General features: G+C 34.0%; 9 protein-coding genes. 7 read left to right on the top strand and 2 right to left on the bottom strand.

Going from position 1 to position 13083, the window contains the following annotated elements:
- Positions 1-196 precede the first annotated feature (196 nt).
- A complete protein-coding gene (locus ACFO3N_RS23980; RefSeq protein WP_320493565.1) occupies positions 197-1741 on the bottom strand; it encodes a hypothetical protein in 1545 nt (514 codons plus the stop codon).
- 155 nt (positions 1742-1896) lie between these two features.
- Here ACFO3N_RS23980 and ACFO3N_RS23975 point away from each other — a divergent pair, with 155 nt between their 5' ends.
- The 7 genes from ACFO3N_RS23975 (at position 1897) to acs (ending at position 12575) form a co-directional block, all read left to right on the top strand.
- The gene (locus tag ACFO3N_RS23975) at positions 1897-3072 is read left to right on the top strand and encodes a 2-isopropylmalate synthase (protein WP_095929340.1); all 1176 of its coding nucleotides are present in this window, start codon (positions 1897-1899) and stop codon (positions 3070-3072) included.
- Positions 3073-3132: 60 nt separating this feature from the next.
- On the top strand, positions 3133-4251 hold the full coding sequence (gene leuB, locus ACFO3N_RS23970) for a 3-isopropylmalate dehydrogenase (protein WP_379801377.1): 1119 nt from the start codon (positions 3133-3135) through the stop codon (positions 4249-4251).
- Positions 4252-4522: 271 nt separating this feature from the next.
- Positions 4523-6196, top strand: coding sequence for a dihydroxy-acid dehydratase (gene ilvD / locus ACFO3N_RS23965; protein WP_286968265.1), 1674 nt, complete (start codon positions 4523-4525; stop codon positions 6194-6196).
- Positions 6197-6347: 151 nt separating this feature from the next.
- Positions 6348-8036, top strand: coding sequence for a biosynthetic-type acetolactate synthase large subunit (gene ilvB, locus ACFO3N_RS23960; protein WP_379801376.1), 1689 nt, complete (start codon positions 6348-6350; stop codon positions 8034-8036).
- Positions 8037-8122: 86 nt separating this feature from the next.
- Positions 8123-8644: an acetolactate synthase small subunit gene (gene ilvN, locus ACFO3N_RS23955; protein ID WP_144212769.1), complete on the top strand. Its 522-nt coding sequence runs from the start codon at positions 8123-8125 to the stop codon at positions 8642-8644.
- 61 nt (positions 8645-8705) lie between these two features.
- A complete protein-coding gene (gene ilvC / locus ACFO3N_RS23950) occupies positions 8706-10175 on the top strand; it encodes a ketol-acid reductoisomerase (RefSeq protein ID WP_095929308.1) in 1470 nt (489 codons plus the stop codon).
- A 489-nt stretch (positions 10176-10664) separates the two neighbouring features.
- Positions 10665-12575, top strand: coding sequence for an acetate--CoA ligase (acs, locus tag ACFO3N_RS23945; RefSeq protein WP_250836115.1), 1911 nt, complete (start codon positions 10665-10667; stop codon positions 12573-12575).
- Between the two features lie 90 nt (positions 12576-12665).
- Here acs and ACFO3N_RS23940 read toward each other — a convergent pair whose 3' ends face one another.
- Positions 12666-13058 (bottom strand): hypothetical protein, encoded by a 393-nt coding sequence (locus tag ACFO3N_RS23940; RefSeq protein WP_379801375.1) that lies wholly within the window; start codon positions 13056-13058, stop codon positions 12666-12668.
- Positions 13059-13083: the final 25 nt, after the last annotated feature.

Raw genomic sequence — 13083 nt, 5'->3', positions numbered from 1 at the left:
AAAAAATAAAATGAGTGTTTTAAATGCCGTGAGAAACAAAATAATCCATCGAGTTTTTGCGGTAATAAAAAACCAAACCTTTTATGAAAAAGATTTGGTTTTATCATAGAAATCAGGATGACAAAAAGGGTTGAAAAACAAAGTTTTCAACCCTTTTGATTGGAATTTGGAATTTCTTTATTGAAATTTAAAACATTTATCTGTTGTTTAATTTCGCTTTCTCCTTTATAATATCGGCAATTTTTCTGTTTTCGATTTTGCTTTCCAGCCACGAAATAATATCAAGATATAAGAAAGCTCTTTTTTCGTAGGTGTTCTTTTCAAGTTCTACGAAACGAGTATGCATTTTTTTGAATTCCTTTTTAATGTCAGCAGGGTAGAAGTTGTTTAGGTTTCTTAAAAACTTGATAATTTCTTTTTGAACTTCGTGCAAGTCGTTCATTTTCAATAAGAACTTATAAGTGCTTTTTAGGTGATTTTCTAAATAATAATCTTTTCCAAGCTCATAATGCGCAATCAGAGACAATAATCTTGCAAAGCACATTAAATCTTCGCGCATGGTCAAGTTTTTGTTGTTGATGATTTTATCTAAGTAATTAATGCATTCATTGTATTTTTCGTTACCAAAATAAATAGAAGCAATTTTATAGAAAAACAACATTTCGTGATGCTCATCAAGATGTTCGCTATGTAATTTCAGTTTATTTAAAATCTCAGGAATCAAATATTCGCTTTCCGCGAAAGTGCCTTCTAAAATATGCAAGTTTAATTTATTGTTGTATACATATAAGAAAGACAAGGAAGCAAGATTATCATTTGAAGGGAACTTAGGATCTGCAATGGTTTCTTCTAAAAGATTTAAATATCTCTTGAAATTCGATGTATATTTCAGCATATAAAGCGATTCCAGAAAATAGTGGTTTCCTTTTAGGAAAAACACAGGATTCAGATAAATCATATTTGGATTATCATAAAAAAGCTGAACCCATTTATAGGCAAATTTATAACTCGCCAAGAAATCCTGTACCAGAAAGCTTCGCCAAAGATTAGCATTATAAAACCAGTATTTTTCGCGGAAACCAAACTTGCTTTCGTCTAGTTTTGCAATATGTCTGTTAAAATAGTCGTCTATATATTTATATTCTTCATCACTTTTTACGTAACCCGTTTTTAGCATGATTCCGTATAGCTGAAGCGATAAGTTGGATAATTTACTTGAAATCGTATTTCGGTAGTTTAATTCTTTGGCCTGAACAACCAATTCGTCAGCGCGCCCTTGAATACTTCGGGTAATATATTGCGATTCGATTAGTTTTTCGAATTCAACAATTTCATACGCCATATATTTTTCGTCATTTTCTAAAGCTTGCTGTTTGGTCTTGTCTAGAATTTTTAAACTCTGCTTGTATAATCCTTTATTATATAGAATAACGGCAAAATCCATTTGCTCTCGAAGCTGATAACGAATGTTCTGGCTAGGAATATTTAATCTTATACTGACTAGAATTTGTTTGTATAAGTATGATTTTAAATTAGATAACTGTACTTTTTGGATAATACCACTTTTAAGAATGAGTTTTTCATCATAAACTTCAGATTTATCTAAAATATTGAATAATTCGATAAATTTTGTGTTTGAACTCGTTTCTAATCGGCTTGCAAAAATTTTAAACTGCCTTTTTTCTGATTTCGAAAGTGATTTGATTAGAACAAATAAGAAATCTTTTTGATGGTTAGCCATTGTAAAAAATAATAATATAAATTATTGGTTATGAGTTGTTTAGTGTAAGATAAAACGTTTTATGAACAGTATAATTTCATTAAAATGAATTTCATACTGTAATAGTACAATATATATTTGTTATCAAGATGTGAAATTACATTAAATTAATGAATATGAATAGAGAGAAAGTTCAAATTTTTGACACCACATTGCGAGATGGTGAACAAGTTCCAGGATGTAAGTTAGATACTAAGCAAAAATTAGTTATCGCAGAACGACTAGACAAAATGGGAGTTGACATTATCGAAGCAGGCTTTCCTGTGTCAAGTCCAGGCGATTTTTTATCGGTCTCTGAGATTTGTAAAATTGTAGAAAATGCAACCGTCTGCGGACTTACGAGAGCCGTAAAAAACGACATTGATGTTGCAGCAGCTGCTTTAAAGCACGCTAAGAAACCAAGAATCCATACTGGAATCGGAACTTCAGAATCTCATATACTCCACAAATTACAAACTACGCCTGAAGATATTATTGCAAGAGCAAAATTTGCTGTAGCACATGCTAAATCTTATGTAGAAGATGTAGAATTCTACGCAGAAGACGCAGGTAGAACAGATAATGCGTTCTTAGCTAAAGTTTGTGAAGAAGTTATTAAATCTGGAGCAACTGTATTGAATATTCCTGATACTACTGGATACTGTCTTCCAGAAGAATACGGAGCAAAAATTAAATACTTAAAAGAAAACGTAAAAGGAATTGAAAACGTAATCCTTTCATGTCACTGTCATAATGATTTAGGAATGGCAACTGCAAACTCAATTGCAGGAGCTATCAATGGAGCAAGACAAATAGAATGTACTATTAATGGTATTGGTGAAAGAGCAGGAAATACGGCACTTGAAGAAGTGGTAATGATTTTCAAACAACACCCTTACTTAAATTTAGACACAAACATCAATACAAGAGAATTGAACGAAATGAGTCGTTTGGTTTCTGAAAGTATGGGAATGATTGTGCAGCCAAATAAAGCGATTGTTGGAGCAAATGCCTTTGCGCATAGTTCTGGAATTCACCAAGACGGTGTAATCAAAAACAGAGCAACTTACGAGATTATGGATCCGCTAGATGTGGGTGTAAATGAATCTTCAATCATTTTAACAGCAAGAAGCGGAAGAGCTGCTTTGGCTTACCGTGCTAAAAAAGTAGGTTACGAATTGACAAAAACACAATTAGATATCGTTTATATCGAATTTTTGAAATTCGCTGATATTAAAAAAGAAGTGGTTGATGCAGATATTCATCAGATTATCGAAGCTTCTAAAATAGAAGGAGAATTAATCAGAAGTTAATATTTCAAAATAAGAATTTAAGGAACAATAAGGATTTAAAGACATAAAGAGCGAGAGATTATGAATTTAAAAATAGCAGTTTTACCAGGAGATGGAATTGGACCTGAAGTAATTTTACAAGCTAAGAAAGCTTTGTACGCCATTGGCGAAGTGTATAATCATGAATTTGTTTTTGAGGAAGCGCTGATGGGAGCGGTTGCTATTGATAAAACGGGAAGTCCTTTGCCGGAACAAACGCTGAATCTCTGTTTAAATACAGATGCAGTTTTGCTTGGTGCGATTGGAGATCCAAAATACGATAACAACCCAAATGCAAAGGTTCGTCCGGAGCAAGGATTATTAAAACTGCGAAAAGAATTAGGATTGTTTGCTAATATTCGTCCTATAAAACCTTATAAAGCCTTAATTGAAGCTTCTCCTTTAAAGAGAGAAATTATTGAAGGAGCTGATTTTACCATTTTTAGAGAATTAACTGGTGGAGCTTATTTTGGAGAAAAAACACTTAATGAAGAAGGAACACACGCTTCTGATTTATGTGAATATTCAGAAGAAGAAATTACTAGAATTGCACATTTAGCTTTTAAGTCGGCACAAAAACGACGCAAAAAGCTAACAATGGTAGATAAGGCAAATGTTTTGGAGACTTCAAGATTGTGGAGAAAAGTTGTTCAGAAAGTGAGCGAAAATTATCCAGACGTTAAACTTGATTTCTTATTTGTGGATAATGCAGCGATGCAGCTGATTTTAAATCCGAAACAATTTGATGTGATTTTGACTGAGAACTTGTTCGGAGATATTTTATCAGACGAAGCAAGCGTAATTACAGGATCTATCGGTTTATTGCCATCAGTATCTCTAGGAGAAAAAAATGCTTTGTTTGAGCCAATTCACGGATCATATCCGCAGGCAAAAGGAAAAAACATCGCCAATCCTATTGCTTCGATTTTAGCGGCAGCACTTTTGTTAGAACATTTTGGATTAACTAAAGAAGCCCATGTAATCTACAAAGCAGTAGAGAAAGCAATTGAATACAAAGTGGTTACCGTTGATTTGAAACCAGATTCAAAATTTGGAACAAACGAAGTAGGAGAGTTCGTTTCTAATTTTATTTTCAGCAAAGACGATTTGCTGTATTTCAATAATGATAATGTAAGTATTGGACAATCTACAATTGTTTAATATTTTTTGTTAAAATGTGAAGATAATAACAAGAAGTCTTTGAAATGTTGAGATTTTATTTTTTTACTTCCAGAAGTTTGCTTACTTTTGTGACACTAAAAAAATAAATGATGCAAATCTCAATTATTATTACTTCTGTCGTTGTTGTCAATGTGATTCACACATCTGCATCGGGAATGTTATAAATATAATTGAAAGACTATATTACAAACCTTCCAAATACTGGAAGGTTTTTTTTTGAATAAAAAATTAAAAATTAATAAAAGCAATAATGGAATTAAATAAGTACAGCAAGACCATCACACAAGATCAAACACAGCCAGCGGCACAAGCGATGTTGTACGGAATTGGTTTAACTGAAGAAGATTTAAAGAAAGCACAAGTTGGTATTGTGAGCATGGGTTACGATGGTAACACTTGCAACATGCACCTTAATGATTTAGCAAAAGATGTTAAGAAAGGGGTTTGGGATGCGGATCTTGTCGGACTTATTTTTAATACCATTGGTGTCAGTGACGGTATTTCTAACGGAACTGAAGGTATGCGTTACTCACTGGTTTCTAGAGATGTAATTGCAGATTCTATCGAAACTGTTGCCGGAGCGCAATGGTACGATAGTATTATTGCAATTCCTGGTTGCGATAAAAATATGCCAGGAGCGTTAATCGCAATGGGGAGATTGAACCGTCCGTCAATGATGATCTACGGTGGCTCTATTCACTCTGGAAAATGGAAAGGTGAATCTCTTAATATCGTTTCTGCTTTTGAAGCTTTAGGAAAAAAAGTAAAAGGCGAAATCACTCCAGAAGATTTTAAAGGTGTTATTCAGAATGCTTGTCCAGGGGCTGGTGCTTGTGGCGGTATGTATACTGCAAATACTATGTCTTCTGCTATTGAAGCATTAGGAATGAGTTTGCCTTACAGTTCTTCTAATCCTGCTTTGAGTCAAGAGAAAAGAGACGAATGTTTGGAAGCTGGAAAAGCAATCAAAATATTATTAGAAAAAGATATCAAGCCAAGAGACATTATGACTCGTAAGGCTTTTGAAAATGCTATTACAATCGTAGCTGTTTTAGGTGGTTCTACAAATGCTGTTATGCACTTAATCGCAATGGCTCACTCAGTTGGAATTACAATCACTTTAGATGATTTTCAAGCGATTAATGATAGAACACCAGTATTGGCAGACATGAAGCCAAGCGGTAAGTATATGATGGAAGATATTCACGAAGTTGGAGGTATTCCTGCAGTAATGAAATACTTGCTGAAAGTAGGACTTATTCACGGAGACTGTTTGACCGTAACAGGAAAAACAGTGGCAGAAAACTTAGCTTCAACTCCAGATTTACAAGACGGACAAGAAGTTATTCATGAAATTCAAAAAGCATTAAAACCAACAGGAAATATTCAGGTATTATACGGAAATCTTGCTTCTGAAGGTGCTGTGGCAAAAATCAGCGGTAAAGAAGGAGAATATTTCGAAGGACCAGCTGTTGTATTTGAAGGTGAATTTGAAGTAATTCCAGGTCTTCAAGCCGGAAAAATTAAACCAGGTAATGTAGTCGTCATCAGAGGTTGTGGGCCAAAAGGTGGTCCGGGAATGCCTGAGATGCTGAAGCCTACATCTGCGATTATTGGAGCTGGATTAGGAAGCAGTTGTGCACTAATCACAGACGGTAGATTCTCGGGCGGTTCGCACGGTTTCGTGGTAGGTCACGTTACACCAGAAGCATATGACGGTGGTGGTATTGCACTAGTAAAAGATGGAGATTTAATTGCTATCGACGCTGTGAAAAATACAATCGACCTGAAGATATCTGACGAAGAATTTGCAGCAAGAAAAGCGGCTTGGGTTCAGCCGAAATTAAAAGTTGACAGAGGGGTTTTACTTAAATACGCTAAATCGGTTTCGAGTGCATCAACAGGATGCGTAACCGATAATTAATTACAATAACAATTTCAAAAAGCAATAACAATTACAATATCAAAAGTCAATAGCAATTACAATAAAAAATATAAAAGATTAATTTAAAATTGATTTTTGCCATTGCCATTGAATTTTGATATTGAAATTGACATTGAAAAAACAATATACTATGAAAATATCAGGGGCAGAAGCCGTTATAAGATGTTTATTAGCAGAAGGAGTAGATTTAATTTATGGTTATCCAGGAGGTGCTATAATGCCAGTTTACGACGAATTATATAAATTTCAAGATCAGTTACACCACGTTTTAGTACGTCACGAACAAGGTGCAACACATGCAGCTCAAGGTTATGCAAGAGCTACGGGAAAAGTAGGGGTGGCAATTGCTACTTCTGGACCAGGTGCTACAAATTTAGTGACTGGTATTGCAGATGCTCAAATCGATTCCACTCCGTTAGTATGTATTACAGGTCAGGTTGGAAGACATTTATTAGGATCTGATGCATTTCAGGAAACAGATATTATCGGAATTTCGACTCCGGTTACAAAATGGAATTTTCAGGTAACTGAAGCTTCTCAAATTCCTGAAATTATTGCAAAAGCATTTTACATTGCTCGTTCTGGTCGTCCAGGGCCTGTATTGGTAGATATTACTAAAAACGCTCAGTTTGATGAGTTCGAATTTAGTTATGAAAAATGTACAGGAATTAGAAGTTATGTTCCGGTTCCAAAATTAAACTTAGATAAAGTTGCTGAAGCAGCAGCTTTAATCAATAGTGCCAAAAAACCTTTTATTGTTTTTGGACAAGGAATTATTTTGGGTCAGGCAGAAGCTGAGTTTAAAGCAGTGGTTGAAAAAGCTGGGATTCCAGCAGCTTGGACAATTTTAGGATTATCAGCTTTACCGACAGAGCATCCTTTAAATGTTGGTATGTTAGGAATGCATGGAAATTATGCGCCCAATTTACTAACAAACGAATGTGATGTTTTAATTGCTTTCGGTATGCGTTTCGACGATCGTGTTACGGGTAAATTAAGCACTTATGCAAAACAAGCAAAAGTAATTCATTTCGAAATCGATCCTGCAGAGGTTGATAAAAATGTGAAAACAGAAATCGCAGTTTTAGGAGATGTAAAAGAATCTTTAGCTGCTTTACTGCCTCTTCTTGATGCAAAATCTCATGATTTATGGCACAATGAATTCAAAGAATTGAATAAAATTGAGTACGATTCAGTAATAAAAGAAGAATTAAATCCAACAAATGGTAAAGGAATTTCGATGGGAGAAACTATCGAAATGATCAATAAACACTCAAAAGGAGATGCCATTATCGTTTCAGATGTGGGTCAGCACCAAATGTTTGCTTGCCGTTATGCTAAATTCAATTCAACTAAAAGTAACATTACTTCTGGAGGTTTAGGAACTATGGGATTTGCATTGCCTGCTGCGATTGGAGCAAAAATGGGAAAACCAGAGCGTGAAGTAGTGGCGGTTATTGGTGATGGAGGCTTCCAAATGACAATTCAAGAACTTGGAACTATTTTCCAAACTCAAGTTCCGGTAAAGATTGTTATTTTAAATAATGAATTCTTAGGAATGGTTCGCCAATGGCAGGAATTATTCTTTGATAACAGATATGCTTCAACAAAAATGATTAATCCAAATTTTGTTGCAATTGCTGAAGGATATCATATCAAATCTAAAAAAGTTACACAGCGTGAAGATCTAGATGCAGCGGTCGCAGAGATGCTGGCTTCAAAAGACTCATACTTCTTAGAAGTTGTAGTCGAAAAAGAAAACAACGTTTTCCCAATGATTCCAACAGGAGCTTGTGTATCAGAAATTAGATTAAGTTAAGAAAAAGGTTTCAGGTTTCAAGTTTCATGTTCCAAGTTCAACAACTTGAAACCTGAAACTTGAAACAAATAAAACTAAAAAAACAAATGGAAGATAAAACATTTACCATATCGGTATACTCAGAAAATAATGTGGGTTTGTTAAATAGAATATCTGGAATATTCTTAAAGCGTCACATTAATATATTAAGTCTAAATGTTTCAGAATCAGAAATAGAGAATGTTTCAAGATTTATCATCGTAGTAAATACTACAGAAAAATGGGTTCAGAATATTGTAGGCCAGATTGAAAAACAAATTGAAGTTATAAAAGCATTTTATCATACAGATGAAGAGACTATTTTCTTAGAAAATGCTTTGTTTAAAATCGCTTCAAGTTTGTTGTTTGACGAGAAGCAAATTCAGAATATCATCAAAGAAAGCCAGTCTACAATTGTAACGGTTTCTCGTGATTTCTTCGTGATTTCAAAATCAGGAAGGCGTTCTGAAATTGAAGAATTATACGAAAAGTTCAAACCATACGGAATTATGCAGTTTGTGCGTTCGGGAAGAATATCAGTTTCTAAACAAAAAATGGAGATTTCTGCTTTATTAGAAACCTTTAAATAATAAAATCTTAGTTATATATAATCAATATTAAAATTTCATTTCATTAAATATTAAAACAAAAATGGCAAATTATTTCAATACATTACCACTTAGATTACAATTAGAACAATTAGGAGTTTGCGAATTTATGGAGCAATCTGAATTTGCAGACGGAATTGCAGCATTGGCTGGAAAAAAAGTTGTAATTGTTGGTTGTGGAGCACAAGGTTTGAATCAAGGTTTAAACATGAGAGATTCTGGTTTAGACATTTCTTATGCATTGCGTGCAGATGCAATTGCAGAAAAAAGAGCTTCTTATAAAAATGCAACTGAAAATGGTTTTACGGTAGGAACTTATGAAGAATTGATTCCAACTGCAGATTTAGTTTGTAACCTTACACCAGACAAACAGCACACTGCTGTGGTAACTGCTATTATGCCATTAATGAAACAGGGATCTACTTTGTCTTACTCTCACGGATTCAACATTGTAGAAGAAGGAATGCAGATTCGTAAAGACATCACTGTTATTATGTGTGCTCCTAAATGTCCAGGTTCTGAGGTACGTGAAGAGTACAAAAGAGGATTTGGAGTTCCAACTCTTATCGCTGTTCACCCAGAAAACGATCCAAACGGATTTGGTTTAGATCAAGCAAAAGCTTACGCTGTAGCAACTGGAGGACACAGAGCTGGAGTTTTAAGATCATCTTTCGTAGCTGAAGTAAAATCAGATTTAATGGGTGAGCAAACTATTCTTTGTGGTTTATTGCAAACAGGATCTATTTTATGTTTCGACAAAATGGTTGAAAAAGGAATTGATGCTGCTTATGCTTCTAAATTAATCCAATACGGATGGGAAACTATCACTGAAGCTTTAAAACACGGTGGTATCACCAATATGATGGATCGTTTAAATAATCCTTCAAAAATTGAAGCTTACGAATTGGCTGAAGAATTGAAAGATATCATGCGTCCATTATTCCAAAAACACCAAGACGATATCATTTCTGGAGAATTCTCTAGAACGATGATGGCTGACTGGGCTAATGATGATGTTAACTTATTGAAATGGAGAGCTGCAACAGGAGAAACTAACTTCGAAAAGACAGCTCCACAAGAAGCTCCAATTTCAGAGCAAGAATATTTTGATAATGGAGTATTAATGATTGCGATGGTAAAAGCTGGTGTTGAATTAGCTTTTGAAACAATGACTGAGGCTGGAATCATCGAAGAATCTGCTTACTATGAGTCATTACACGAATTGCCATTAATTGCAAACACAATCGCAAGAAAGAAATTATTCGAAATGAACCGTGTAATTTCTGATACTGCTGAGTACGGATGTTACTTATTTGATCATGCATGTAAGCCATTATTGACTGAATTCATGAAAAAAGTAGAAACTAATATTATTGGTAAACCATTTTCAACATCAAACGGAGTTGATAATGCAGTATTGATCGCTGTAAACAAAGAAATTCGTCAACACCCTATCGAAGAAGTAGGAGCTTGGTTGAGAGAGTCTATGACAGCAATGAAAAAAATTGGATAATAAAAAAAAAGGGAATTCCCGCAGAATTCGATTTTGCGGGATTTGCACTGTATCAATGATTTGTAATATTTTGAATTAGTAAGCACTTATTAAGATAAAAGATATAGATGCATATTGCATTCACTTAACTTCGATAAGAGAGTTAAGTGAAGCGGATCCCTAATAATGGGGTATATTTATAAGATATACTTGTTGAAATTTCTGTTTTAATTAATAATGATGCTGCTATTTTCAAAATAGAGAAAAGTCTCGCAGTGCGGTTTGCAAAAAATTAATTGTTATTGAAATTTGTTAAATTAAAAAAGGCATAATATCTATTTATTATGCCTTTTTTGCCTTAAGTGCCAATAAAAAATAAAGGATTTAAAATAATTTCAGATAATTGTCATATTTTATTAAATAAATGTTTTTTTTTAATAAAATTTATGAATTAAATTATTTCACGGATACGTTCAGATTTAATACATTTATAAAAAAATTCAACAAACGATGAGCTATTACAAAATTGAAAATTTAGAACAATACTTTAAACATTACAATAAATCAATAAGAGAGCCAAGAAAGTTTTGGGGAAAAATAGCTGAAGAGAATTTCACATGGTACCAGCAATGGGAAAAGGTTGTTGATTTTAATATGGCCGAAGCAGAAGTAAAATGGTTTACAGACGCTAAAGTTAACATTACCAAAAACTGTATTGATAGACATTTAAGCAAAAGAGGAGAGAAGACGGCAATTATTTTTGAACCGAACGATCCTTCTGAAGAAGCTTTACATATAACGTATAATGAATTATACGAAAGAGTTTCAAAAATGGCAAACGTTCTTCGCGAGCAAGGTGTTCGTAAAGGAGACAGAGTTTGTATTTATTTGCCAATGATTCCAGAATTGGCAGTTTCTGTTTTGGCTTGTGCTAGAATTGGAGCTATTCACTCTGTTGTTTTCGCTGGATTTTCTGCTTCTGCAGTTTCTGCGAGAATCAACGATTGTGAGTGTAAAATGGTAATTACATCAGACGGAGGTTATAGAGGAAACAAAACAATTGACTTAAAAGGAATTGTAGATGAAGCTTTAGATACTTGTCCTTCTGTTACAAAAGTGTTAGTTGCAAAAAGAACTAATACTGATGTAAAAATGAAAGAGGGCCGCGATGTTTGGTTGCAGCCGCTTTTAGATGCTGCTTTAGACAACAGCGTTGCGGAAATTATGGATGCCGAAGATCCGTTATTTATTTTATATACTTCAGGATCAACAGGAAAACCAAAAGGTATGGTTCATACTACTGCCGGTTATATGGTTTATACTGCGTATACTTTCAAAAATGTTTTCAATTACGAAGACAATGATATTTTCTGGTGTACAGCAGATATTGGATGGATCACTGGTCACTCTTATATATTGTATGGTCCATTATTAAACGGAGCTACAACTGTAATTTTTGAAGGAGTTCCTTCTTATCCAGATTTTAGCCGTTTTTGGGACATTATCGAAAAACATAAAATTACACAATTCTATACGGCACCAACTGCAATTCGTTCGTTAGCAAAAGAAAGTTTAGATTACATTCAAAAATATCCTCTAAAATCTCTTAAAGTTATTGGATCTGTTGGAGAGCCAATTAACGAAGAGGCTTGGCACTGGTTTAATGACCACGTTGGAGATAAGAGATGTCCGGTTGTAGATACTTGGTGGCAGACAGAAACTGGAGGAATCATGCTTTCGCCAATTGCTTTTGTAACACCAACAAAACCAACTTATGCAACTTTGCCGTTACCTGGAATTCAGCCTGTTTTAATGGATGAAAAACGTAATGAAATTGAAGGAAATCAAGTAGTTGGAAGTTTATGTATTAAATTCCCATGGCCAGGAATTGCTAGAACTATTTGGGGAGATCACGATCGTTATAAAGAAACTTATTTCTCTGCTTTTCCTGGAAAATATTTTACAGGAGACGGCGCTTTGAGAGACGAAGTTGGATACTACAGAATTACGGGTAGAGTAGATGATGTTGTGATTGTTTCTGGACATAATTTAGGAACTGCGCCAATTGAAGATGCAATCAACGAGCACCCAGCTGTTGCAGAATCTGCTATTGTTGGATTCCCTCATGATATTAAAGGAAATGCTTTATACGGTTATGTAATCTTGAAAGAAACTGGAGAAGTTAGAAATAAAGAAAACCTTTCTAAAGAGATCAACCAATATATTGCAGACCACATTGGGCCGATCGCTAAATTAGATAAAATCCAGTTCGTTTCTGGTTTGCCTAAAACGCGTTCTGGAAAAATTATGCGTAGAATTTTACGTAAAATCGCCGAAGGAGATTTTTCTAATTTCGGAGACACTTCAACTTTATTAAACCCTGAAGTAGTTGAGCAAATTATGAAAGAAAGAATTTCTTAAGTAAAATATAAAAAAATGCCTCTTAAATTTAAGAGGCATTTTTCTTATAAATCGATTCTAATTTGTTAATTTAAAAATGTAGGTTTTTTATTATTCTGCAATTTTTATGTTTACATCGTTTACAAAAACAAGAGTTTCCGAATTACTTAAGTTAGTAAGAGATAAAATTCCATTTTTTTTCTCATTAACTCCATTTATTTTAAAACAAAATTCATTACGATCTTTATCTCGTAAAGTTACATATTCAGTATTGTTATCCGAATAATTCTGACAGCTGCGTGAGACAGTATATTTGTACATCACTTTCATTTGGTTGTTGTCATAATTGTAAACATTCCCATCTTGATTAAAAACCCATTTAGTATTCACATTTGTTTTAGAATACCAGCTTCCTAAGATACGCTTAGACGAGGGATCTTGTTTTTGTGCAAAAATTATTGTTGCAAAAAACAGCATGGGTAAAATAAATAATAGTTTTTTCATAGAATTTAAATTTAAAGTAGATTTT

The sequence above is a fragment of the Flavobacterium chungangensis genome, assembly GCF_042654045.1.
In the GTDB taxonomy this organism is placed as follows: Bacteria; Bacteroidota; Bacteroidia; order Flavobacteriales; family Flavobacteriaceae; genus Flavobacterium; species Flavobacterium chungangensis.
This window is presented reverse-complemented; position numbering and strand designations above follow the sequence as displayed.